The sequence below is a fragment of the Acinetobacter sp. YH12021 genome (genome assembly GCF_013420145.1).
GTDB lineage: Bacteria > Pseudomonadota > Gammaproteobacteria > Pseudomonadales > Moraxellaceae > Acinetobacter > Acinetobacter towneri.
Window position 1 is genome coordinate 156442 of sequence record NZ_VOYT01000003.1, and the last position, 25049, is coordinate 181490.

A 25049-nucleotide genomic window follows, 5' to 3' on the forward strand; every position below is an offset into this window, starting at 1 on the left:
CTGAAAAGTGGCAATGATAGATATAGAACACAAAGCCCCTATCGAAATAGGGGCTTTGTTTTGGTGTTTAAAGTCTTGCTGTTTAGACTGACTTGATCTTTAACTACAAAGATTACAGTACGCCAGGCTGACCAAGTGCAGGGTCACTGGCACGTGCTGCTTGCGCATCGGCAACGGTCATGCCTAAAGCTGCTGCAACGCCTTCGCCATAAGCAGGGTCACATGCATAACAGTTACGAATATGACGATACTTAATAAAGTCTAAAGCATCACCCATAGCACGTGCCGTGTTATCAAACAGTGCTTGTTTTTGCTCAGGGTTCATTAAATTGAACAAGGCACGCGGCTGGCTAAAATAGTTGCTATCATCTTCACGATAATCCCAGAAATCTGCATCGCCACGAATTTTTAGCGGTGGTTCGCGGTATTGTGGTTGCTCTTGCCATTGATGGAAGCTGTTTGGCTCATAGTGTGGCAAGCTGCCATAGTTGCCATCCATACGACCCTGACCATCACGACGGTTTGAGTGCACAGGGCAGCGTGCAGCATTCACTGGAATTTGTGAATGGTTCACACCAACACGGTAACGTGCAGCATCGGCATAGTTGACCAAACGCGCTTGTAACATGCGATCTGGCGAGTAGCTAATTCCTGGTACAAGGTTGCTTGGTGCAAAGGCAGCCTGTTCAACATCTTGGAAGTAGTTTTCAGGGTTACGGTTCAGTTCAAATTCACCCACTTCAATCAGTGGATAATCACCTTTCGGCCAAACTTTGGTGAGGTCAAATGGGTGATAAGGGACTTTTTCTGCATCCAGTTCAGGCATGATTTGCACGAACAGCGTCCATTTCGGGAAATCACCGCGTTCAATGGCATTGTAAAGGTCAGTCTGGCTGCTTTCACGGTCACGACCAATCAATTCTGCTGCTTCTGCATCGGTCAGGTTTTGAATGCCTTGTTGAGTGCGGAAGTGGAATTTCACCCAGAAACGCTCATTATTGGCATTAATAAAACTATAGGTGTGGCTACCAAAACCATGCATGTGACGATAACCCACAGGAATACCACGATCCGACATCACAATGGTGACTTGGTGCAGTGCTTCTGGCAGCAAAGTCCAGAAATCCCAGTTATTGGTCGCATTACGCAGGTTGGTGCGTGGGTCACGCTTTACCGCTTTATTCAGGTCAGGGAATTGACGTGGGTCGCGGAAAAAGAACACTGGTGTGTTGTTACCGACTAAATCCCAGTTGCCTTCTTCAGTATAGAATTTTAAAGCAAAACCACGAATGTCACGTTCTGCATCGGCAGCGCCACGCTCACCTGCAACGGTAGAGAAACGAGCAAACATTTCAGTTTTTTTGCCAACTTCAGAGAAAATTTTGGCACGGGTATATTGGCTGATGTCGTGCGTGACCGTAAACGTACCAAACGCACCTGAACCTTTGGCATGCATACGACGCTCAGGAATTACTTCACGTACAAAGTTTGCCAACTTTTCATTGAGCCATAAATCTTGAGTAAGGAGTGGGCCACGTGCGCCCGCAGTCATACTATTTTGGTTATCTACAACAGGTGCGCCTGCATCGGTGGTTAAATGCGTTACAGGGCAATTTTTTATCTCTTGGCTCATCATTGTTCTCCATTATTGTGATCATCATGTGGTGGGCTGTATTAGAAATTTAGCTTCTAAAACAAGCGGCCATGAACCGTTTTGTTTGTTTAAAAAATCAACTACAACACCACAATACCATGCAGATCGGGCTTTGTAGATGAAAGCTTTTCAAATCTCACCATTTTAATGTAAAACGATTTTTTTAATTTTACAAATAGATAAATTTATTGTTTATGATTGGTGTATTCGATAGATCTTTGTAAACTAAATAATCAGTTTTGCTGCACTAAATGTCTGAAACTGCTGCTAAAAACGGTTGAATCGCCAATGAAATATCGGTGTGCAAGGCATCCCAATCTTGATAATGTGGATTGATTAATAAACTTTGCGAAATAAAACCATAACTGATGCGATGCAGATTCAAAGCAAGGCGCAGTTGTTGTTCGGCATTGTGTATGACAGGTGCGAAAATCTGTTGCCACATCTGTAGCATCATGCTGTAACTTTTTTGGTAAGTTTCAATGTGTGATACCTGCCGTTCCAGTAAAAAAGTCTGCGCCCAAAGCCATTGTTGTGCCTGAATTTGCTGAAGCTGAAACTGAATGATGGTTGCAATATAGCGGTTTATTTCAACAACTGTGGATAACTCAAGTTGCTGTTGGGCATAACTTTTTAAGTGTTCTGCATGCTGTTTGACTTGCAGGTGAATCGTCAATGCCAGTAAATCTTCTTTCTTGGCAAAGTATTCATAAAAAGTGCCTAAACCGACACCTGCCAAATTAGTAATTTCACGAATGGTAATTTCAGCTGCCGAGCGTTCATGCAAAAGCCGAACAAAACTTTCCTGTAAAGCCTCTTGAGTCAGTTTAGCCCGCGATTGGCGCGGCTTACGGCGCACTTGAACCTCAGAATTTTTCATAAATAAAGCCGAACACCTGAGCACATATTTTTCTCTATACTAAATGCAATGATAGCATCGCGTTTGTCTAGGAGTGACACAATGCAGACATGGATGACCCATCAAATTCAAAATCAGTTTGATGAATTACAAGACTATAACTTATTTGAAACCGATACGGTTTTACAAGAAATTTTAACCCGTTATGGCAGTCAAGATCAGACTCGACTGAGCGAATTGGGACATATTGCAGCATCGGCAGAATATTATCACTATGCCGATTTAGCCAATCGGCATACGCCTATTTTACATGCCTTCGATGCACGTGGACGCCGTAAAGATGTAGTGGAGTTTCATCCCGCATGGCATCACTGGATGGCGCTGAATCGCAAGTTTGACACGCATGCACATCCATTTAAACAACCGCAATCTACGGCAAAATGGGTCGATTGGGCCAGTCGCTTTTATTTGGCGGGACAGGTTGAGTGTGGCAATTTATGTCCAAATTCCATGACTTTAGGCAGTATTCCGCTCATTCAGCGTGAACCTGAATTATGGGCAAGCATGGGCGAAAAACTGTTATCGCATGAATATGACCCGCGTGATGTGCCGATTTCACAAAAGAAATCTATTTGGTTGGGCATGGGCATGACCGAAAAGCAGGGTGGTTCAGATGTACGTGCCAACCAAACGCTTGCCATTCCAGTCGCAGCAACAGGGCGTGGGCAAGCCTATTTGCTCACAGGTCATAAATGGTTTTTCTCTGCACCAATGTGTGATGCACATTTGGTGGTTGCCAATACCGAACAAGATGGTTTGGCTTGTTTCTTTGTACCGCGTTGGTTAGAAGATGGCAGAAAAAATAATATTCAGGTACAGCGTTTAAAAGACAAAGTGGGAAATCGGAGTAACTCCAGTTCTGAAGTCGAATTTCAGCAGGCGTGGGGCATCATGATTGGCGAAGCAGGGCGCGGTATTCCCACCATTATTGAAATGGCGAACTACACTCGTTTAACCTGTGCTGTGGGCAGTAGTGCCATGCTGCGTCAAGCCTTGGTGCAATGCCTTGCCTATACTCGACAACGTCAAGCATTTGGACAGACTTTGGCGAATCAGCCATTAATGCAGGCAGTCTTGGCAGATTTGGCTTTGGAAACTGAAGCTGCGGTACAGCTCAGTTTTCATTTGGCACATTGTTATGAAAGCGATGATGCTGTGTCTTTGGCATGGAAGCGTTTAATGACCCCTGCTGCAAAGTTCTGGATTTGCAAACGCGCGGTGGAACTTACAGGTGAGATGATGGAAGTTTTTGGTGGCAATGGTTATGTCGATAACAGCATCATGGCACGTATTTTCAAAGAAGCACCTGTAAATACCATTTGGGAAGGTTCAGGCAATGTCATGTGTCTGGATGTACTACGCGCTATGCAGCGAGAACCTGAGCTGATTCAGGTGTTATTGCAGGATTTTGCTCGCACTGCCGTTACTCATCCTATTTTGGGCAGTGAATTAGATGGTTTGCAGCAGTTATTGCAGACCACGAACAGCAACGATTTACAATTTATGGCACGTGCTTTGGTGAGCCGTTTGGTGATTTTGGCACAAGCGGTTTTGTTGTTGCGTTATGCGCCAAGTTTTGTGGCAGAAGGTTTTATTCAGTCGCGTTATAGTGCATTGCATGGGCAAGTGGTGGGTATGCTTAAACCTAAACAGGTCGATGTTGCATCCATCTTGCAGCGTGCATTTTCAGCATAGCATCCCTTGCTACTTGATTCTGCACAAAAAATTCACCCGCTTGGTAAAACCAAACGGGTGAATTGAACCGTATATTGCAGTCGAGTCGTGATCAATCACGCTCGCTTGTAGCAAAGCTGATTGCTTCAGCGAAACTTATTTCGCAGGCTCTTCAGCTTTTACACCTTTTTGATATAGAGTGTAGATGTAAATAGGAATATCCAAATCTTCCAAGTGTTTGTAGATCAGTGGACGTACATCTTCCCAATCTAAACCGCCTACACCTGTTGCAAGACGCGGTAATGCCAAGCTTTCAATTTTCTCTTCTTCAATCAACTGTTTTAAGTTTTTCAAAGTGCGGTTGACGTATTCTGTCGATGCTTTACCTGGTTTTGAACCGTTGTCATAAGCCGCTTCCTGAGTCATCAGGTTGACGATGCGTTGACCTTCGGCATTGACCCAAGTCCATTGCTCACCCGCTTTAGGATGGTAAATATGACAATAGTTGCGGAAGTCTTTATATAGCGCAGGCCAGTGCTCACGCAGACTTAAAGCCAAACCTGTTGCAAAGTTATCGTTAGGGGCAACACCGTGAGCAATCGCACGTGCTTCGCTCAGTAAAATATCTCCAGAAACTTCATAAATCATGAATTTGACTCCTGTTTTTAATGGTCTTGTTAAACTGATCTTCTATATTCATATTAGCCAATCATTGCAGTTTTTCTAGTGGATTTTATAACTAATAAGTATTTGAAAAGTAATAAAATTTTTTATAATTTTATGCTATAATTGTATGGGTAAAGCCGCTGAGTGCTCTTTAAAATAGCCTTCAAAAATAACCGTCAGAAAAATCTGATAAAGTGGCGGCAATAATTTATTTACCCTTCTTTTTATCTTAGCACTATTGAGTGAAAATCGCTTGTAAAATGTACAAAAAAGCGTATGATCGGCTTCCCAATTTAATATGGAACATTGGTGAGAGAATAGTCACGTTATGCAGAAGCAATTGGCTTGAATTTTCCCTCAACATCTCCATCTAAAAGAGTAGCGACACTGCTCATTTCCATGATCAACCGAAAGGAACAGCGTAATGGCAAAGAAAAAACAGCCTGAGCTTATTCAGCATAACTTTGTGGCCAAGCACATGCACGAGGTCAACAAAAGTCAGGTTTTTGTAGACCGTAAGAAAAATGCCAAACGAGGCTATAGCAAACACAAACAAGGGCGATATTCCGATGATTATCGCCCTTGTTGTTTTTGGAGTGAATGGTGTGTTGCTTGAGGCTTAAACTAAGTTTTATGGAGATACGATACGTGTCGCTAGTTTCACCATATCGCCCAAGCCATGGGTTTTAAAATAATATTCCATCAGACTTTTCACCATCAGCGGATTATTCATTTTTAACGCCTGATCTAATAAATGTTGCGCATCGGTCATCGGTACATGACAAATTGCTTTACGCACCCGCAAGATATTACTTGAACTCATCGACAGGGTATTAAAGCCCATTGCCATCAGAATTACCGCAGACAGCGGATCTCCTGCCATTTCGCCACAAACGCTCACAGGCTTGTCATATTTATGACATTCTTTCACCAAGCGGGTTAAGGCGCGCAGTACTGCAGGATGAAAGTGTGAATAGACGTTGGCCACACGCGGATTGTTACGATCCACTGCCAATAAATACTGGGTTAAATCGTTTGATCCTACCGAGAAAAAATCCACCAACGGGGCAAATTCATCAATTTGCAGCAGTACACTCGGTACTTCTACCATAATGCCAATTTTCGGTTTGGTGATTTTAACCTGTTCTTCTTCCTGCACTGCTTGCAAGTCACGATCTAGCAAATACAAGGCTTCTTCAACCTCGCTGACACTGGTGATCATTGGCAGCAAAATATGCAGATTATTCAAACCAATACTGGCTTTGAGCATGGCACGAATTTGCGAAGAAAAAATTTCAGGATGATCTAGCGTGAAGCGGATTCCGCGCCAACCCAAAGCCGAGTTTTCCTCTTCAATTGAGAAGTAGGGCAGGTCTTTGTCAGCACCAATATCTAGCGTACGCATCACCACAGGTTTGTTGGCAAAGTGACTGAGCTGTTGGCGGTAAATAGCACGCTGTTCTTCCTCGCCCGGGAAACGGTCACGTAGCATAAATGGAATTTCAGAACGATATAAACCAACACCTTTAGCACCGCGTTGTACGCCACGCACTACGTCAATCATCAAGCCTGTATTGACATACAATTTTACCGCTACGCCGTCAGGGGTAATGGCATCTTTGGTTTCATATTGCTTGAGGTCTTTGGCAATCTGTTCTTCTTCTTTTTGAATTTCTTTATAGCGCGTCCGCATGCGACGTGGCGGGTTGATAAACACCCGACCTTGGTGCGCATCTACAATCATTTCCACATCGTCTAGGCTGTTGATGGGCAATTCAGTTACGCCAACTACGGTTGGAATACCCAAAGCACGTGCCACAATGACCATGTGAGAATTCATTGCGCCTTCGGTGGTAACAATCGCTGCAATTTTATCGACAGGTAGTTCTACCAAAGCTGCTGTGGAAATTTCTTCGCCAATTAAAATACTTTCATCGGTCAGTTCACGGTGACTGGCATCGGCTTCTTGTAAAGAGGCGAGAATACGACGCCCTAAATCTTTCAGGTCAGAAACACGTTCGCGTAAATAGTCATCTTCCATTTGCGAAAATAGGGCAATGTGATTGTCAATTACAATACGCACTGCACCTTGTGCCCAGTTACCTTCACGAATCAGTTCTTTAATTTCTGCAGGCAGGGCATTTTCATCCAACATGCGTAGGAACACACTGAATAAAGCGCGTTCTTCTGCCATTAAGGCATCCTGCATTTTGTCATCTAGTGCCTGAATTTCTTGACGCACTGCATCTAGTGCGTTGTCTAGTAATTCTAACTCTTCACTAATGTCTTCAGCTTCACGATCAGGCACAGCCGCCAAATCTGCAGGGGGATACAGAATTACCGCACGACCCAGTGCAATCCCACCTGAACCCGATACGCCCTGAAAGGTTTTGTAGGCAGGCAGGTTGTTGGGTTTGCGGAATACATCAATATTGCCCACGGCATGCGCATGCGCAATGACACCAGAAAGCTGGGCGCAGAGCGTCACTAAAAAGGATTCTGCCGCTTCAGAAAAGTCTTGTTTATCCTTGTTTTGCACCACAAGAACGCCCATCACTTTACGACGATACATGACAGGCACGCCAAGGAAGGAATTATAAATTTCTTCGCCTGTTTCGGGTAAATACATGAAGCGTTCGTGTTTGGGCGCATCGTTTAGGTTGACAATTTCTTCACGTTGTCCGACTAAACCGACCAAACCTTCACTGGTATGTAATGACACATGCCCCACGGACTCAGGATTTAAACCCTTTGATGCCATGAGCAAGTAGCGTTGATTGCGTTCATCTAACAGGTAAATAGAGCAGACATCCACATGCATGGCTTCTGCGACCTGATTGACCATAATATCGAGTGATTCATGCAAACTGGTGGACGCATTGATTTCTTGCACAATGCGTCTAAGGGTATCCAGTTGCATGTTTGACATACGCGCTACTCCATATTCCAATCAATGATTTGAGGTCAGTTTTACACCACAGATGACCCTATAACAATAAGCTAAAAAATCTACATCTTCATGCAAATTTTAAGGTTTTTTCAGGGGCAATTGATTGCACAATTCCACCATCGCTTTACGGTAGACGTCACGTTTAAAATTGACGACCTGACCAAGCGGATACCAGTAACTGACCCATTGCCATTGATCAAATTCGGGTGGGTCTGACAAATTCAGCCGAATATGATGCGCTGACGCTGTCAGTTGCAATAAAAACCACTTCTGTTTTTGACCAATACATACGGGATCTGAATCCGTGCGTATATACCGATGTGGCAAACGATAACGCAGCCAACCTTTAGTTTGCGCGATAACTTGGACGTGTTCGGGCAGTAAGCCAACTTCTTCTCTCAGCTCACGATAAAGTGCCTGTTCAGGGGTTTCTCCATATTGGATACCTCCTTGTGGAAATTGCCATGCATTGTGACCAATGCGTTTTGCCCATAGAACTTGTCCAAACTCGTTTGCCAAAATGATCCCGACATTGGGTCGGAAACCTTCTGAGTCGATCATTTGGCTACCTAAATATTGTTTAATTTATGACTTTGCACTCGGGGATGATGATTTCTTTTCTCCAACTCGAAAACGCAAAGTGTAAATAATGTTAAAATTGCTATGATCTTAACGAATTTCTATCGACTAGCGGAGATAGATTTACAATTTTTTTCTTAAATTTCAGTTTTTACGAGTATTTTCATGAAATTGGCGCTATTTGATCTCGATCACACCTTGTTAAATACTGATTCAGATCATTCTTGGGGTGAGTTTTTGGTAAGTGAAGGCTTGGTCGATCCTGTTCGCCATAGCGCCATGAACGACAAGTTTTATGAAGACTACAAAGCAGGGCAACTCGACCCAATTGCATATAACGAATTTGTATTTGAGTTTTTAACCCAGCACGACAATCAGTACCTCACAGATTTGCATGAATTATTTATGCAAAAGGTGATTCGTCCACAAATGCGCCCTGAAGGGTTTAAAGCTATTCAGCGTCATCAAGAATTAGGGCATGAATTGGTGGGGATTACAGCAACATCTGACTTTATTACTGCACCTATTTTCCGTGAGTTTGGTATTAGTGAAATTATTGCCACCAATGCCGAAGTGGTCGATGGAAAATATACAGGTAAGGTAATTAACACCGCATGTTACCAAAAGGGCAAATTGGTACGTTTGGAGCAATGGCTAGAAGGTCGTGATGTGACCGAGTCTTGGGCATATTCAGACTCAATTAATGACCGTTTCTTGTTGGAATATGCAGATCACGCCATTGCTGTAAATCCTGATGCACGTTTACAGGCTTTGGCTGAAGAGCAAGGTTGGGATGTGCAGGACTGGTCAATTTAAGTCTGAATTTTTTTGAGGTGTTGCTACTTTGGCTTTTACTAGCTTATTGATTTGTTTTTTGTTTTTATTTATTGCAATGTTGGATTATGTCATTCATTTTTAGAATAGGCATGCTAAGGTAAGACAAGAATTAAAAATGATCAGGAGTGAAAAAATGAGTGGTGTACGCCCAAGAATGACACATTTATTTGAACAACTGGGTTTGGATGCCAGTGAAGCTGCGATTCAGCAATTTATTGAAACGCATCAATTGAATGCAGAAACAACAATTGCCGAGGCAGAATTTTGGACGGAAGCACAGCGTCAGTTTATCGTCGAAAAAATGAAATCGGATGGTTCATGGGCAATTGTGGTAGATCAATTGAATGAATCTTTACATGAAGATTCGGTGAATCGTTAAGACCTCACTTGCACCTAAATTAAGCCAATAAAAAATACCCTCAATACAATCGTGTTTGAGGGTGTTTTCATTCAAAAGAAACCATTAATCTTTGAGTGTTTCATCATCTCAATCAATTCTAAAACAGCGCGTGATTGCGTCCGTCCCGGATGCCATACCATGCCCAATTGACGGTTCATTTCTAAGTCAATATCTAACTGTTGTAAGTCCTGATTGACCAACGTTTTAGGTAAAACAGACCATCCCAAACCAATTGACACCAACATCCGAATAGATTCTAGCGGATTATTGCTCATGGTGACTTTAGGTTTAACACCTTGCTTTTCAAACTCTGCCAAAGTGATTTGACTGGTATAGGTTTGCGCGGCAGGCAACAAACTAGGGTAGGCGAGTAAATCGGTCAATTGCAGGTTTTTCTGATGTGCAAGCGGATGAAAAGATGCGACCACAAACACCAATGGATCATTCCAAATGGTGACATAAGACAGACGTTCATCTAATTTGGGCGGTAAGGTCAGAAAAGCCAGTTCTAAATCGCCCGCCAAAACTTGTTCATGCGCCTGTTCTGAGTCGACAAAATGCACATCTAGCGTGACGTTGGGAAATTCCTGCACATATTCACGCAAATGATTGGGTAAATGGTGCAAACCAATATGATGACTGGTACCAATTTTCAGTTTGCCTTGAACCTGTCCTTGCTCATGACTGAGGGTGTGGTGAATATCGCCCAGTTCATTCAGCCAGTTTTTGACTTTGGGCAATAGTGAGTGTGCTGCATGCGTGGCTTGCACCCCACGACCTGCCGATTCAAAGAGTTTCACGCCAAAATAGTCTTCTAGGCTGTGAATACGTTTGGTCACCGCAGGTTGGGTAATAAATAACTGATCTGCTGCCAAAGAAATAGAACCTGTTTCCATGACTTTAACAAAGGCTTCAAAGGCTGCAAGATTCATTTGCACCATCCATAAAGATTTTTTATTACTGTGCTTATTATTTAGAAAAAATTAGAATTAATCAAAACAAATTCTACTTATTTTTAAACTATGCATTCGGGATGATCTTGTAGAGATACAGCAGAGATAAAAAAAGATCATCGTGGGCTGCAACCAAGATGATCTCAAACTGAAATGGAATATTCACAAGCAGAATCTATAAAACCATTAAGCGATAATTTTAGAATCTTGCGTTTGTGCTTTCTTTTCCCAAATCCGCTCGTGAATGAAATACGCAACAGCTTGTACTGTCGGTTCGACCAAACTTAAGGTAATCGCCATCCAAATATTGCCTGTGACTATATAACCGACCACCATCGCCACGGTGATGTGCATGATGTAGTAGCTTAAAGTTTTTTTGAACATGCGTTGATTGTTGGCGACAAATTTTTGAATATGGCTCATGTGAATACTCCTTCTGCTGCTTTGACCGTTTTCTGTGTGGATTGCTAAAGGATAATTATTCTTATTTAATTTGTAAAAACGAATAATTTTGTAATTTTGATTGGAAAATTAGATTTTAATAGAAAGATTATAAGGTCAAAATTTTAAGCATCTATTTGTTTTTGCTTATAGGCAGGTCGTGATGAATCAATAAAAATTATTTTGCTAGAAATTCCTAAAAGTTTTTAAATTAATAAAAATGATAAATTAGATTTATACAAATTCGCGGTTATAATCAAATTAATGAAAAAATTACCCAGTCCAGTGGAGTAGATCTGACATGGCAGGCGAAAACCAACAAGCACAAAATCCAGCTGCAAAAACTTTGTACGACAAATTGTGGGATGATCACTTGGTCACTCAACGTGATGATGGCTCGGCTTTATTGTATATCGACCGTCATTTATTGCATGAAGTGACTTCTCCACAAGCCTTTGAAGGTTTGCAACTTGCAGGACGTAAGCCGTGGCGTTTAAGTGCCAACGTGGCAACGCCTGACCATAACGTACCAACGTCTAAGAAAGAACGTGCAGACGGTATTGCAGGTATTGAAGATGATACCTCACGTATTCAGGTACAAACTTTAGATGACAACTGTAAAACCTTTAACGTGGTGCAGTTTGACATCAACGACATCCGTCAGGGGATTGCGCACGTGGTTGGGCCTGAGCAGGGCTTAACTTTGCCAGGTATGACCGTAGTTTGTGGTGACTCACATACAGCGACTCACGGTGCATTTGGGTGTTTAGCGCATGGTATTGGGACGTCTGAAGTTGAACACGTATTAGCAACCCAATGCTTAGTTCAAAAGAAAATGAAAAACATGCTAGTGCGTGTAGATGGCAAATTAGGTCAAGGTGTTACACCGAAAGATGTCGTTTTAGCGATCATTGGTAAAATTGGTACTGCAGGCGGTACAGGTCACGCGATTGAGTTTGGTGGTCAAGTATTCCGTGATATGTCGATTGAAGGACGTATGACAGTATGTAATATGGCGATTGAAGCAGGCGCGCGCGTAGGTATGGTCGCTGTGGATGACAAAACCATTGAATACGTGAAAGGTCGTAACTATGCACCAAAAGGCGAGCAATGGGATGCAGCAGTTGCTTACTGGAATACTTTACACTCAGATGAAGGCGCGCACTTTGACACCGTAGTGGTATTACAAGGCGAAGAAATTGAGCCGCAAGTGTCTTGGGGAACTTCACCTGAAATGGTCATTCCAGTATCACAAGCCGTACCAACTTTAGAGCAGGCGAAAGATGATGTACAGCGCAATGACTGGACGCGTGCTTATCAATATATGGGCTTAACTGCAGGTCAGTCTTTGGCAGATATTCAATTAGACCGCGTATTTATTGGCTCATGCACCAACTCGCGTATTGAAGATATTCGTGCAGCCGCTGAAGTGATTAAAGGTCGTAAAGTTGCAGCAAGTATTAAACAGGCGATGGTGGTTCCAGGTTCTGGTTTAGTTAAGCAACAAGCGGAACAAGAAGGCTTAGACAAAGTGTTTGTAGAAGCAGGCTTTGAATGGCGTGAACCAGGTTGTTCAATGTGCTTGGCAATGAACGCAGACAAATTGCAACCGGGTGAACACTGTGCATCGACTTCAAACCGTAACTTTGAAGGTCGTCAAGGTAACGGTGGTCGTACCCATTTGGTGAGTCCAGCAATGGCAGCTGCGGCAGCAATCGCAGGTCATTTTGTAGACGTACGTTCATTCTAAGTTATGCCTTCATCCCAGCCTTCTCTCAGAGAGATGGCGTTCCCTCTTGCTATAGCAGAGGGCAAGGGAGAGGTTACGGATTCAGTGAGAATTAAACATGAAAAAATATACCGTTGAACAAGGTATCGTTGCACCATTAGACCGTGCCAATGTCGATACAGACTTAATCATTCCAAAACAGTTTTTGAAATCTATCAAACGTACAGGTTTTGGCGATAACTTATTTGATGAATTGCGTTATTTAGATGAAGGTTATCCGGGTCAGGACAACTCAAAACGTCCGATTAATACTGAGTTTGTATTGAATCAGCCGCGTTATCAGGGTGCTTCAATCTTAATTTCACGTGCCAACTTTGGTTGTGGTTCAAGCCGTGAGCACGCACCTTGGGCATTGAATGAATATGGTTTCCGTACCGTTATTGCACCAAGCTTTGCCGATATTTTCTTCAATAACTGCTTTAAAAACGGCATGTTGCCTGTGATCTTGTCTGAAGAGCAGGTCGAGCAATTATTTAAAGAGTGTGCGGCGACTGAAGGCTATCAATTAACCATCGACTTAGACGCGCAAGAAGTACGCACACCAAGCGGTACGGCATTTAAATTTGAAGTAGATCCATTCCGTAAACACTGTTTACTGAATGGTTTGGATGATATTGGCTTAACATTACAAGCAGCCGATGACATTCGTGCTTATGAAGAGAAAACTAAGCAGTCGCGTCCATGGGTTTTTGCCGAAATTCAGGCATAAATTCGCTGAAATTTGTCATAGCATCGCTGCCTAACTCTTGCTAACATCGGCACATAATAATTTTTATATTTTGTATCTAACAGGTGAGGTTGGGCGCGAACAATGACTAAAATTTTCGGTCGGCTTGCTGTCATTGGATTATGTATCACCACGCTAAGCGCATGCCAAACGTGGAATACAGCACGCATTAAACAGGTGAAAGAAACTGAACAAAGCAAATCCAATGCACTGATTTACTGTGCGGGTACAGATGATTGTGAGTTTGAGCGTTTAAATACGGTCACAATTTTCGATACAGAAAAACATCGTGTTACACGTGCTGCCATTCAGGAGGGTTTGGTACGTTTACAGGAATCATCCTTAAATAAATCCAATGCCTTGTATTTATCTGTACCGCCTAAACAACATGAATTGGTGATTCGCTTTTATCCCATTTCTAAAGATCGTGCAGAAAAACTGCATGTAATTCATAAGTTTAATGCCAGGCAAAAATATACCTTTAGAATGTATCGTGATCGAAGTCGTACTAAAGGCAGCTTATTAAATGTGTCTGCGCCAGATCCTTTATGTGTAGATTTGGTGCAAAACAACAAAACCATTCGACGTTTTTGCAAACCCTACAATGTCTTAAATGGCTTGGGTGAGTTTGTAGAACAAAAAATTTAATCCCACAGTCTTTGACTGTCATGAACAATGGAAACTCTCATGTCAAAACATATTTTGATTTTAGCTGGTGACGGCATTGGTCCAGAAATTGTGAAAGCTGCTGAACAAGTGCTGACACGTGTCAATGAAAAATTCAATTTGGGTTTGACTTGGGAACAAGGTTTATTGGGTGGTTCTGCAATTGATGCACATGGTGAACCGTACCCAGCAGTAACATCTGAGCAAGCGAAAAAAGCCGATGCAATTTTATTGGGTGCAGTTGGTGGTCCAAAATGGGACAACATTGAGCGCTCAATCCGTCCAGAGCGTGGTTTGTTAAAATTGCGTTCAGAACTCAATTTATTTGCGAACTTACGTCCTGCAATTTTGTATCCACAATTGGCAGATGCTTCAAGCTTAAAACCTGAAATTGTATCGGGCTTAGATATCTTAATCGTGCGTGAATTGACGGGTGGTATCTATTTCGGTCAGCCACGTGGTATTCGTGAATTAGAAAACGGTGAAAAACAAGGTTTTAACACCGACGTATATGCTGAGTCAGAAATCAAACGCATTGCAAAAGTAGCGTTTGAAATGGCGAAATTGCGTGGTGGTAAAGTATGTTCGGTAGATAAAGCCAACGTACTGGAAGTGACTGAATTGTGGAAGCAAACTGTGACTCAGTTACATGCAGAGCAGTACCCAGAAATCAACTTGTCGCACATGTATGTCGATAACGCAGCGATGCAATTGGTACGCGCGCCAAAACAATTTGACGTATTGGTGACAGGTAACTTGTTTGGTGACATCTTGTCTGATGAAGCGGCGATGTTGACAGGTTCTATTGGTATGTTGCCATCTGCGTCTTTAGACGAAAATGGCAAAGGTATGTATGAGCCTTGCCATGGTTCAGCGCCAGATATCGCAGGTCAAAACTTGGCAAACCCATTGGCAACCATTCTTTCTGTGGCAATGATGTTACGTTACACCTTCCGCGAAGAAGCGGCAGCAAAAGCCATTGAAGATGCAGTAGGCAATGTATTAGATCAAGGTTTACGTACTGCCGATATTATGTCTGAAGGCATGAATAAAGTTGGTACTGTTGAAATGGGTCAGGCTGTGGTTGCGGCATTGAACTAATTTCAACACCTCAGATACTTAAGCCAAATCGTATATCTAAATGCGATTGGCTTAAAGCAAACGCAGTCTACGGGCTGCGTTTTTTTGTGCAAAAAATTTAGTGCTGCTGTTTAATAGCGTGGTGTCTATTTAACAGTGTCGCCCACTATAAGACACAGATGTCGCAATGTTGTGTTCTAAGTGAAAAATAATATAGCAGGACAGCGCCACATCATAACTTTCATGACTCGGGATACCGATATTTAACGGAACAGCACCAATACCTGTAGTGGGATGCTGCGCCATAGGGATCGGAACACGTACAGGACGAATGATACGGTAATGTAGCAATTGAGGGGTAGCTTGAGCTGTACCAAGCTGTTGATAGCCAATTTGGCTTAATTGCAAATGGGTCAGGATATATTGGCTAGATTGACCAATAAATTGCTGTAAATACGCATCGCGGTTTAAAGTGGAATGCGGTGGATTACTACTACACGCCACTAAACTGAGCGCAAAAAGACCTGTTATACAAGCAACGCAGGATCGAAATAACATGCTTTTTCTCCCTTGCTCAAAACTTTATTGTAGAAGGCAATGCAAGAAAAGAATGTGGTGATTCGATAAGCGGCGGGGACGAATTAAAGGCTAAACAGAATTTTTTTAAGTGAACGTAAAAAAGCCACTCCGAAAGTGGCTTTAGCTTACTCTAAAACTTAGCGTGCGCGGTAAGTGATGCGACCCTTGGTTAAGTCGTAAGGTGTCATTTCAACTTTCACACTGTCGCCTGTTAAAATACGAATATAGTGTTTACGCATTTTACCAGAAATGTGAGCAATCACTTCATGACCGTTTTCTAAACGTACACGAAACATAGTATTAGGAAGCGTTTCGGTGACAACGCCTTCGAACTCGATGAGTTCCTCTTTATTGGCCATAGCCTACCTGAGTATCAAATTGGAAAGGCGCAAATTATAGGCAATTTTTCTGAAAAAAACAAGATGCTTTACCCTATACACAGCGCATCTGTTAGTAAAATAAGCGAATCATCGGTTTATACTTTTTCTGTAAAAATGGGCTTGGGTAGGTTGTCAGTTCGGTCAATCGCAGTTAATCTAATTTCAATCTTTTTAAGTATAAATGAAGTACATACAAGGAAGGTTTTTGCGTGGGTCAGCTAACTGATGCATCGGTTGTATTGCGTTTAGGCTACCAAGCGATTCGTCGTGCGGGGTTGCCAACCGAAGATATTTTAACAAAAGCAGGTGTGGCCTTAAATCAGGTCGAAGCCAATGAGCGTACGCCTTTAAATGCACAATATGCGTTTTGGGTTGCGGCTGAGGAAGTCAGTAAAGACCCTGATATTGGTTTACATCTGGGGGAACATTTGCCACTTTATCGCGGGCAGGTGATTGAACATTTGTTTATTTCTTCAGAAAACTTTGGTGAAGGCCTAAAACGTGCTTTGGCTTATCAACGCCTGATTAGTGATGCTTTTGATGCCAAATTGGTGGTGGAAGATGGACGCTGCTATTTAACCAATGGCGTGCAGCCGTGGTCAGAAAATATCGTCAATCGTCATTTTTCTGAATGCGCCATGTCGGGTGTTTTACGCTTCTTTAAATTCATTACCGAAGGTCGTTTTCAGCCTATTTATATTGACTTTAACTTTAGTGATGGTGCTGCAGATGATGAATATTTCCGTGTCTTTGAATGTCCTGTGAGTTTGGGGCAGAAAGAAACGCGTTTGTATTTTGATCCGAGTATTTTGGATTATCCACTGTGGCAGGCAGAACCTGAGTTATTGCAATTACACGAACAGTTGGCATTGGAAAAGCTGCAGGAGCTGGCGCGTTATGACTTGGTTGGTGAAGTACGCCGTGCCATTGGTTCAACTTTAGAAAGCGGTGAAACGACATTGGAAACAGTAGCGGCGCAATTGAATATCACGCCACGCCGTTTGCGTACCCAATTGAGCGAAGCCAATACCAGTTTTCAGCAAATTCTGTCCGATTATCGCTGTCGTCTGGCTAAACGATTATTATCGAATACCAATGAAAGCGTGGAGCGGATTGTGTACTTAACGGGTTTTTCAGAGCCAAGTACGTTCTATCGTGCCTTTAAACGCTGGACCAATGAAACCCCAGTGGAATATAGAAAGCGCAAGCAGCGTTAAGTTTGAAAATTTAAAACCTTTCCTAAACAGAATCCCCCTAAATCCCCCTTTTTCAAAGGGGGACTTTCGTTTTAAAGCCTCGAAATGGAGCTCCTCTCTTTGGAAAAGGGAGGTCGGAAGGGATTAAATTATTCCGGCATATTTAACCAATGTGGCCCTAAGGGAACTTTCGGTAAATCAAACTGTTCAGGATAGTGTGCCTGAATAAAATACAAGCCATCGGGTGGGGCGGTAATTCCTGCTGCTTTACGGTCTTGAGCTGCAAAAATTTGGTCAATATGCGCAATGTCATATAAACCTTGTCCAATCTCCAATAGACAACCCATGATATTGCGAACCATGTGATGCAAAAAACCATCGGCTTGAATATCTAACACTAAATAATTGCCGTGACGAATTAAGCGGCAATGGCTGACATGACGGACAGGCTGATTGGACTGACACGCTGCGGCACGAAAGCTTTCAAAATTATGTGTCCCTTCAAATTTCTGCGCAGCCGCAATCATTTTATCGACATCTAAGGGATAATAAGCGTGAGTGACTTGTTTGTGCAGCAAGGCAGGGCGTTGTGGATTGTTATACACGACATAGCGATAACGCCGTGCCTGAGCCTTAAAACGAGCATGGAAGTCCATATCCATCGTTTTAATCCATTGAATTGCAATGTCTTTGGGTAGTTGGCTGTTGGCACCCATCAACCAACCGCGTTCAGGGCGAATGGCATGCGTATCAAAATGTGCCACCATATTGGTTGCATGCACGCCTGCATCGGTACGTCCTGCACCATGTAAAATAATGGGTTCATCGGCAATTTTGCTCAGAACTTTTTCAATGGTTTCCTGCACACTAGGTACGCCTGCTTGCTGGGTCTGCCAACCCCGATACCGAATGCCACAAAACTCAATTCCGATTGCAAAACGCTGCATAATCACCTCAAATCACACTGAAGACTGCCAATGCGCATACCACTGTGCAAGGCTGTCGTATTGTAAATACATTTTTAAGGCTTTGGCATAAAGATCTGCGTGACTTTGGCAATCACTGATTAAAATTTTGCTGTCCTGTAACCACTGGCTGATCGCATAGCGTTGTTGCATGCCACCAAAAGTGACTTGTGTGGTGAGAATGACGGCACATTGTTGAGCTTGTAAGGCCTGAATTAACTCAATCACTTCGGCATTGACGGCCATATTGCCTGTACCATAACTCTGTAAAATGAGGCAGTGTGGTGGCTGTTGCTGTAAGGCTTTTAAATTATCGACCAAAGCGGAAATGGCAATTGGCTGTAACATCCAGTTCAGGCAGTTAAAGTGCTGGGCTTTTTCAATATGTTGAGTGCTAATGTTGAATGCTGGCTCATTCTGCGATTTGTTCTCCGTGTAAACCAAAGCAGACTGACCTGTAAATGCATTTAACTCGGTGGTGTGTTGTTTCAGTGCCGTTGCGGCATGAATCAGTTGCTGATGGAAGGCCAGATATACTCCCTGAGTCACTTGATGAATCTGTTGTAAAGCAAAATTTAGGTTGTCCAAGGCATCACTAAATTCACGGGTATCTGTGCCTTGTGCATTGAGTAAGGGATATTGGCTACCCGTGAGAATGACATGGGTACTTTGCGCTAAAAAACGTGCCAAGACTGCGCTGGCATAGCTGAGGGTGTCGGTGCCATGTAAAATAACGAAATGTTGAAAATCATCGTGTTGTAATTTTTGAATATATTGAATGAGCTGTAACCAGTCTGCGGCTGTGCAGGCACTACTGTCTTTAATGACAGGGGCAACAAAGCATTCAATCTCTAAATTTAGGGGTAAGACCTGTGCCAAGCGTGGCAGAAATTGCTCCGCAGGCATTGGGCTTAGTGGTTCACCGACACAGCCAAAAGTGCCGCCCATATAGATTAACGCAATTTTTTTCATCATAAAAAAAGCAGCCAAGAATGACTGCTTTATCTTAATCTGATTTGAATTAAGAAGCGATTTGATTCAGTAACTGATCGGCACGTTGGCGTTGTTCAGCAGAATAATTTGCGCCTTGTTCGCTAAGTAAAGCTTTCGCAGCATCATAAGCGCCCAACTCTACATATTGGCTCGCTAAGTCTAAGTTCAACTGAATTTCATCCACTTGAGATAAGTCTGGGAATGATTTCACCAATGGATCATTCAGATCAACATCTGTGCTGACAACGGTTGCAGCAGGTTCAAGTGCAATACTTGGTGCAGCAATGATTTCTGGTTCAGTTGTAGGTTGAAGATTGGTTTCCGCAGCAGGCGTATTGTCAAATGTGAAATTAAAATCAGGTGTTGCAGGTTCAGCTTTTGCTTCAACTGCAGGTGCACTTTCTGGTGTAGAAAAATTGAAGTCTAGACTTGGGGCTTCGACTGCAGCAGCTTCACTTATTGTTGATTCTGGGGCTGCTGTTTCTGGTGCTACTGTGGTTTCAGCTGGGCTTGGTGTTAAATCAAACGTGAAGTCGAGCGGTTTAACTTTCTCTGCAGGGCTTGCACTTGGTTCAGCTGTAATCGCAGGCGCTTCAGTTTTTACTTCTGTTGGTGCAGAATCGAGTGAGAAATTAAAATCCAGTGCCGCAGGTTCTGCTTTGACTTCAGGTTCGGCAGCAGGGCTGAAATTTAAGGATGAGGTGTCAAATTTCAAAGCTGCTTCAGGTTCTGCAGTTTTATTTGAAGTCAGTTCGTGCTGTAACTGGTCAAAAGAAGCCGTTTGATTTGGCGTACTCACAGGTGCAGTAAAATCTAAGCTGCTTGGAGCTGCAGTCGGCGCTTCATTTGCTGATTTTTCAGCAATATCTTCATGTGCATGACTGGCTTTTTTTGCTTCAGCTTGTGACAGAATATCGTCAAGCTCTAAAGAGCGTAAATGATTCAGCAATTGATCAATTGCAAATTCATCTTTTTGTTGTAAATGAATATCAAGCAATAACAAATACAAACCATGCAATGAGTTATCATGTTTTAATGCTTGGTTAATTTGCGCTTCTGCAGCAAAGAAATTACGCTCTTTGATCAGGTTTTCAATGTTAGTTTGGATTTTTACAGGGACAGGGGTAGAGTGTTGTGGAGTTGGAACAACCTCTTCAACCACCACCGATTTCTGGGCAACTTTTTTGGTAGTTGTGGTTTTCTTGCCACTGGTTTTGGCTGGCGCTGCTGTTTTCTTGTTGCTTGGTTCGGCTTCTTTACTTGCTTCACGCTTTTTCAAGAAAATTGCGATCACCAGTAATAAAATAAACGGAATCACATAAATCAGCATGTTTATACCCCTTGAGGATGTGGTCCCTGTTTGACCTTATCCCAAAAAAATCATTGTGTGTAACATTTAGTGTTTTGGCTTATTTGCGGCTTGTTGTTTTTGCAATTGTTGTTGCAGTTCGGCAAGGCGCGCGTTGAGTAATTGAATTCTGTGATCCTTCTGACGTAATGCCAATTCTAATTCTGTTACGTTTCTCTGTAATTTAACGGTTTTCTCGCGGGATGTCATAACTTTTAATGACAAGTCACCCGAAGTTTGTGTGGATTGTGTGTTCTTCTTGGCAGAACCGTGGGTCGAGTCTTGTTGATTCTCTGCCACAAGGCTCATTTCTGCTTGATTTAAACGATATTTGGCTTTGCCTGATTGTGGTGCACTGGGCGTTTCTGGTTGTGGAATTGCGGCTTTTTTCTCTGGTTTAGAGTTAGCTTGTGCATGTAAGTTTAAGGTCGCACCACGACGCAAACGATTGGCATCGCCTTGAATAAAAGCATGCTCATTATTGGCTTTAATTTGCTGCATCACTTCAGCAACAGGGCGGTTATTTTCACCCGCAATGCGTGAGGCAATTGCCCATAATGATTCATTCGATTGCACCACGTGTTGGGTATTGACTGCAGGCATGGCTGTGGCAGGGCTTGGTTTAGCCTGTGCAGCCGCTGTTTGTGCAGGCTTTTTCACGGCAGCAGCAGGCTGAGTTTGTGCCAGTTGCTTCGTGCGTTGCTGTTCAGCAAATTTTTGTACCAATGGATCAGCCGATTGTTGTGCAGTGACTGACGTAGTCGCTGTAGATGCTGTCGGTGTTGGGTTGTTATTTGTTTTTGCTGGCGCTGCTTTTGGAGCAGCAACAGTCGTATTTTCACTCGCTGCGCTACGGCTTGGCGCAGTTTGAATCACTGTTACTGCTTGATGGTTTAACGCAGGCGGTGTATTGCGTTTAATGGTTAGCGGTGCTTCAAAAGCCTGTTGTTCAATTGCTTTGGGTGTTTCAACCTGATAGGCCGTACTTACAGGTAAATTTAAAGCAATATCTTGCTCATTGACAATCATAACAGGCATTAAAGCTTGTTCATTGCTACGTTGCATAGCGGCCAATGGCGCAGGTGCACTGCGTTTTAATGGGGTGCGAATATGTTGCAGGCGGGTTGCATTGCCTTCTTTAATTTTGACCACAATATTCAACTCAGACTCGGTTAACGGTCGAGATGAGGTAATGGTGATAACCCCTGTACCATTGCTATTACGACGTGTAAAAAAGTTAAGATGACCAGGCGGACGGTGACTCGCACCAATCGACATCAGATCTTCTGCCGTAGCTAAACTGACATCAATCGCTTCATTCACATTCGATTGACGAAAGTTGATTTCGGCATAGAGCAATTCCCCAGTTGTTGACTGAATTTGAATCGGGTCAACATTCATTGCATACATTTGCTGTGAAGCCAAAATAGATAAAATGGCGATCTTTAATTTGTTATATACAGTCATCTTAATTGTTAGCTCGGTCATTTATCGCAAGGCGAAAAGGATAGAGTAGCGAGTTGTATGTCGATTGTAAAATATTAACACGTTGATTACATAAAAAAGCCAGTCAAATTTGACTGGCTTGTTGAGTTTGATCACAGAATCCAAAATGATTCAGTGCTCAAGACGAAGCTTAAGCATTTTTGTAATCAATTAAGATGCGTAACATACGACGTAATGGCTCTGCTGCGCCCCAAAGTAATTGGTCACCTACAGTGAATGCACCAAGGTATTCTTTACCCATGTTCATTTTGCGTAAACGACCAACAGGTACTGTTAAAGTCCCTGTAACTGCAACTGGGGTAAGATCGGTCATTGATGCTTCGCGTGTATTTGGTACCACTTTTGCCCATTGGCTTGATTGACGAATCATATCTTCAATTTCGTTCAGTGGAACGTCTTTTTTCAGCTTCAATGTGATTGCCTGAGAGTGACAACGCATTGCGCCAATACGCACACAGTGACCATCAATTGGAACGATCTGCTGATTGCCTAAAATCTTGTTGGTTTCAACCTGACCTTTCCATTCTTCTTTTGACTGACCGCTTTCAAGCTGTTTGTCGATATATGGAATGAGAGAACCCGCTAAAGGCACACCAAAGTTTGCCGATGGGAAACCTTCGCCACGTTGTAATTCGGCAATTTTAGAGTCGATGTCTAAAATTGGTGAACGTGGGTCATCCAACAAGTCTTTGGTGTTGTTATACAAGTAGCCCATGCCTGTGATCAGCTCACGCATGTTTTGCGCACCTGCACCAGAAGCTGCTTGATAGGTCATTGAAGTTGCCCATTCCACCAAATTGTTTTGGAATAATGAACCCAAGCCCATCAACATGAGTGAAACAGTACAGTTACCGCCCACAAATGTTTTGGTGCCATTCACCAAGCCATCTTTAATGACATTCATGTTGACTGGATCAAGTACGATAATCGCTTCATCATCCATACGCAGGGTAGATGCAGCATCAATCCAGTAACCATTCCATCCTTCAGCTTTAAGCTTCGGGAAAACGGCAGAAGTGTAATCACCACCTTGACAGGTAATAATGACATCCATTTGCTTCAGACTTTCAATATCTGTTGCATCCATAAGTGCTGGGGCAGTTTTACCACCAAACGCTGGTGCTTCACCGCCAGCATTACTGGTAGAGAAATAGAATGGCTCAAAATGAGCAAAATCATTTTCTTCAACCATACGTTGCATAAGGACGGAACCCACCATCCCGCGCCAACCGACCAGACCTACTTTCATGTCACTTTGCCTCGGTGCGTTAAAAAACAATAAAGGAATATAAGTCTATCAAAAGGGGACGCAACTGCAAGCATTACATGAACAAAACATGAGTATTATTGAGTGAAATCTCTTGTTTGTGTTACATACAAAATTGATAACTTTGGTTTTCATGTAAAAACGACAAAAAATACAAAAGAGTAAAGCAAGATGATTTGGGTAGAAGGGCTTGCAATATTAGTCATTTGGTTAAGTTTTTGGTCACTGATTCCGCGTGATGAATGGTGGATTCGGGGCGCAGATTTTCCACGTTTACAGATCTTGGTTTTGGGCATCATTGCCTTTGTTTTGCTACTGATTTGGGAGCAGACGTGGGATGTGTCTAGCCAAGTGATTTTAATTGGGCTGATTGCAGCTTTGGCTTATCAGTTAAAAATGGTCTTGCCCTACACCTTGCTGTGGAAAAAACAGGTCAAACAAGTTCGTCCAGAACAGCTAAATCCTGAAAAACAAATTTCATTAATCGTGTCCAATGTTCTGACACCAAATCAAAAATATCATCTTTTAATTGAACATATTCAAGCCTTAAAACCAGATTTGGTGTTGACCCTAGAATCTGATTTGGCTTGGCAGAAAGCCTTGTCTGTGATTGAAGCCGATTATCCTTATCGGGTCGCTGCACCTTTAGATAATTTATATGGCATGCATTTGTATAGCCGTTTGCCATTAAAAGACAGTGAGATCAAATTTATTCTCAGCGATGAAATTCCATCCATTCATACCAGTGTGATTTTGCCTTCGGGGCAGCCTGTACAGTTGTATTGTTTGCATCCTAAACCACCAAGTCCTACCGAAGCCAAAGATTCTGTTTTAAGAGATGCAGAATTGTTGATTGTAGGCGATCAAATCAAAGATTTAGATGAAAGCTGTATCGTAATGGGTGATTTAAACGATGTGGCGTGGTCGCGGACTACGCGCTTGTTCCAAAGAATCAGTGGCTTGCTCGACCCGCGCGTAGGGCGGCACTATATCAATACCTTTCATGCCGATTATCCTTTACTGCGTTGGTCATTAGACCATGTATTTCATAGTACAGATTTTGCATTGGTAGATATGCAGCGTTTAGCACATATTGGTTCAGATCATTTTCCTGTGTATGTGGTATTGCAAACTGGGCGGGTGTTTGATCGAATTCAGGAAGAACTGCCGCAAACCGATGCTGATGAGCAGGAAGCACAACAGGCGATTCAGGATGGGATTGAAAAAGCAGAGCAAGAAGAAAAACTGGTGACCGATGAAATTGCACAACCGTATAAAGCACAGGATAAATCGGTTTAGAAATTAAACGAAAAGTGTACGAAATGGCTTACACGGATTTAGGCACATGACGCATGGTTTATTCTGACTGATCTGGTTAAGATTAATTCATCAGCACAAGGACTCGGGAACGGAATATCCCATTAAGGAAGACGACGCTGAGGGATAAACATCAAGGATATGATGTAGGTAAGGAACGCCA

At 42.7% G+C, this 25049-nt stretch carries 24 protein-coding genes; 10 read left to right on the forward strand and 14 right to left on the reverse strand.

What is annotated here, in order from left to right:
* Nucleotides 1-112: 112 nt before the first annotated feature.
* Both FTT91_RS04750 and FTT91_RS04755 read right to left on the reverse strand, forming a co-directional pair.
* Nucleotides 113-1633 carry a catalase gene (locus tag FTT91_RS04750; RefSeq protein WP_180169061.1) on the reverse strand — a complete coding sequence of 507 codons (1521 nt, stop codon included), beginning with the start codon at nucleotides 1631-1633 and terminating at the stop codon, nucleotides 113-115.
* 268 nt (nucleotides 1634-1901) lie between these two features.
* Entirely contained in the window at nucleotides 1902-2534 is a 633-nt protein-coding gene (locus FTT91_RS04755) for a TetR/AcrR family transcriptional regulator (RefSeq protein ID WP_131261060.1), read from the reverse strand.
* Nucleotides 2535-2615: 81 nt separating this feature from the next.
* Here FTT91_RS04755 and FTT91_RS04760 point away from each other — a divergent pair, with 81 nt between their 5' ends.
* Complete coding sequence (locus tag FTT91_RS04760) at nucleotides 2616-4268, forward strand: acyl-CoA dehydrogenase family protein (protein WP_131261059.1); 1653 nt, start codon at nucleotides 2616-2618, stop codon at nucleotides 4266-4268.
* Nucleotides 4269-4403: 135 nt separating this feature from the next.
* Here the strand turns inward: FTT91_RS04760 and FTT91_RS04765 are convergent, their stop codons facing one another.
* Nucleotides 4404-4895: a macro domain-containing protein gene (locus tag FTT91_RS04765; protein WP_004976080.1), complete on the reverse strand. Its 492-nt coding sequence runs from the start codon at nucleotides 4893-4895 to the stop codon at nucleotides 4404-4406.
* 442 nt (nucleotides 4896-5337) lie between these two features.
* On the opposite strand from FTT91_RS04765, the gene FTT91_RS04770 reads away from it, so the two are divergent.
* Nucleotides 5338-5529, forward strand: a complete 192-nt coding sequence (locus tag FTT91_RS04770) for a hypothetical protein (RefSeq protein ID WP_004976081.1) — start codon at nucleotides 5338-5340, stop codon at nucleotides 5527-5529.
* Nucleotides 5530-5544: 15 nt separating this feature from the next.
* Here the strand turns inward: FTT91_RS04770 and ptsP are convergent, their stop codons facing one another.
* Together ptsP and FTT91_RS04780 are read right to left on the reverse strand one after the other, a co-directional pair.
* Nucleotides 5545-7842 carry a phosphoenolpyruvate--protein phosphotransferase gene (gene ptsP / locus FTT91_RS04775; protein WP_004976082.1) on the reverse strand — a complete coding sequence of 766 codons (2298 nt, stop codon included), beginning with the start codon at nucleotides 7840-7842 and terminating at the stop codon, nucleotides 5545-5547.
* A 99-nt stretch (nucleotides 7843-7941) separates the two neighbouring features.
* A complete protein-coding gene (locus FTT91_RS04780) occupies nucleotides 7942-8424 on the reverse strand; it encodes an RNA pyrophosphohydrolase (protein WP_004976084.1) in 483 nt (160 codons plus the stop codon).
* A 183-nt stretch (nucleotides 8425-8607) separates the two neighbouring features.
* Between FTT91_RS04780 and FTT91_RS04785 the strand changes: the two genes are divergently transcribed.
* Complete coding sequence (locus FTT91_RS04785; RefSeq protein WP_180169062.1) at nucleotides 8608-9258, forward strand: HAD family phosphatase; 651 nt, start codon at nucleotides 8608-8610, stop codon at nucleotides 9256-9258.
* A 154-nt stretch (nucleotides 9259-9412) separates the two neighbouring features.
* Entirely contained in the window at nucleotides 9413-9658 is a 246-nt protein-coding gene (locus FTT91_RS04790; RefSeq protein ID WP_136144729.1) for a DUF2789 family protein, read from the forward strand.
* A gap of 71 nt (nucleotides 9659-9729) precedes the next feature.
* Here the strand turns inward: FTT91_RS04790 and FTT91_RS04795 are convergent, their stop codons facing one another.
* Together FTT91_RS04795 and FTT91_RS04800 are read right to left on the reverse strand one after the other, a co-directional pair.
* Nucleotides 9730-10611: a LysR family transcriptional regulator gene (locus FTT91_RS04795; protein WP_180051873.1), complete on the reverse strand. Its 882-nt coding sequence runs from the start codon at nucleotides 10609-10611 to the stop codon at nucleotides 9730-9732.
* 207 nt (nucleotides 10612-10818) lie between these two features.
* Nucleotides 10819-11055 carry a DUF2061 domain-containing protein gene (locus FTT91_RS04800; protein WP_004976091.1) on the reverse strand — a complete coding sequence of 79 codons (237 nt, stop codon included), beginning with the start codon at nucleotides 11053-11055 and terminating at the stop codon, nucleotides 10819-10821.
* 319 nt (nucleotides 11056-11374) lie between these two features.
* Between FTT91_RS04800 and leuC the strand changes: the two genes are divergently transcribed.
* The 4 genes from leuC to leuB all read left to right on the forward strand — a co-directional run bounded on the left by leuC (nucleotide 11375) and on the right by leuB (nucleotide 15356).
* Nucleotides 11375-12823 carry a 3-isopropylmalate dehydratase large subunit gene (gene leuC / locus FTT91_RS04805; protein ID WP_004976092.1) on the forward strand — a complete coding sequence of 483 codons (1449 nt, stop codon included), beginning with the start codon at nucleotides 11375-11377 and terminating at the stop codon, nucleotides 12821-12823.
* Nucleotides 12824-12920: 97 nt separating this feature from the next.
* Nucleotides 12921-13571: a 3-isopropylmalate dehydratase small subunit gene (gene leuD / locus FTT91_RS04810; protein ID WP_004976094.1), complete on the forward strand. Its 651-nt coding sequence runs from the start codon at nucleotides 12921-12923 to the stop codon at nucleotides 13569-13571.
* A 102-nt stretch (nucleotides 13572-13673) separates the two neighbouring features.
* Nucleotides 13674-14237, forward strand: a complete 564-nt coding sequence (locus FTT91_RS04815) for a hypothetical protein (RefSeq protein ID WP_180169063.1) — start codon at nucleotides 13674-13676, stop codon at nucleotides 14235-14237.
* Between the two features lie 39 nt (nucleotides 14238-14276).
* The gene (leuB, locus tag FTT91_RS04820; protein ID WP_180169064.1) at nucleotides 14277-15356 is read left to right on the forward strand and encodes a 3-isopropylmalate dehydrogenase; all 1080 of its coding nucleotides are present in this window, start codon (nucleotides 14277-14279) and stop codon (nucleotides 15354-15356) included.
* A gap of 129 nt (nucleotides 15357-15485) precedes the next feature.
* Here leuB and FTT91_RS04825 read toward each other — a convergent pair whose 3' ends face one another.
* Entirely contained in the window at nucleotides 15486-15893 is a 408-nt protein-coding gene (locus tag FTT91_RS04825; protein WP_180169065.1) for a hypothetical protein, read from the reverse strand.
* 158 nt (nucleotides 15894-16051) lie between these two features.
* Nucleotides 16052-16273: a translation initiation factor IF-1 gene (gene infA / locus FTT91_RS04830; RefSeq protein ID WP_001284370.1), complete on the reverse strand. Its 222-nt coding sequence runs from the start codon at nucleotides 16271-16273 to the stop codon at nucleotides 16052-16054.
* Nucleotides 16274-16503: 230 nt separating this feature from the next.
* Between infA and FTT91_RS04835 the strand changes: the two genes are divergently transcribed.
* On the forward strand, nucleotides 16504-17511 hold the full coding sequence (locus tag FTT91_RS04835; protein ID WP_004976104.1) for an AraC family transcriptional regulator: 1008 nt from the start codon (nucleotides 16504-16506) through the stop codon (nucleotides 17509-17511).
* Between the two features lie 128 nt (nucleotides 17512-17639).
* Here the strand turns inward: FTT91_RS04835 and truA are convergent, their stop codons facing one another.
* The 5 genes from truA to asd form a co-directional block, all read right to left on the reverse strand.
* Nucleotides 17640-18437, reverse strand: coding sequence for a tRNA pseudouridine(38-40) synthase TruA (gene truA / locus FTT91_RS04840; protein WP_004976106.1), 798 nt, complete (start codon nucleotides 18435-18437; stop codon nucleotides 17640-17642).
* A 12-nt stretch (nucleotides 18438-18449) separates the two neighbouring features.
* Entirely contained in the window at nucleotides 18450-19430 is a 981-nt protein-coding gene (locus tag FTT91_RS04845; protein WP_004976109.1) for an asparaginase, read from the reverse strand.
* Between the two features lie 46 nt (nucleotides 19431-19476).
* The gene (locus FTT91_RS04850) at nucleotides 19477-20778 is read right to left on the reverse strand and encodes a fimbrial protein FimV (protein ID WP_180169066.1); all 1302 of its coding nucleotides are present in this window, start codon (nucleotides 20776-20778) and stop codon (nucleotides 19477-19479) included.
* Nucleotides 20779-20844: 66 nt separating this feature from the next.
* Complete coding sequence (locus FTT91_RS04855) at nucleotides 20845-22263, reverse strand: FimV family protein (RefSeq protein WP_257229570.1); 1419 nt, start codon at nucleotides 22261-22263, stop codon at nucleotides 20845-20847.
* A gap of 169 nt (nucleotides 22264-22432) precedes the next feature.
* A complete protein-coding gene (asd, locus tag FTT91_RS04860) occupies nucleotides 22433-23551 on the reverse strand; it encodes an aspartate-semialdehyde dehydrogenase (protein ID WP_004976115.1) in 1119 nt (372 codons plus the stop codon).
* A 189-nt stretch (nucleotides 23552-23740) separates the two neighbouring features.
* Here asd and FTT91_RS04865 point away from each other — a divergent pair, with 189 nt between their 5' ends.
* Nucleotides 23741-24868, forward strand: a complete 1128-nt coding sequence (locus FTT91_RS04865; protein ID WP_104853024.1) for an endonuclease/exonuclease/phosphatase family protein — start codon at nucleotides 23741-23743, stop codon at nucleotides 24866-24868.
* Nucleotides 24869-25049: the final 181 nt, after the last annotated feature.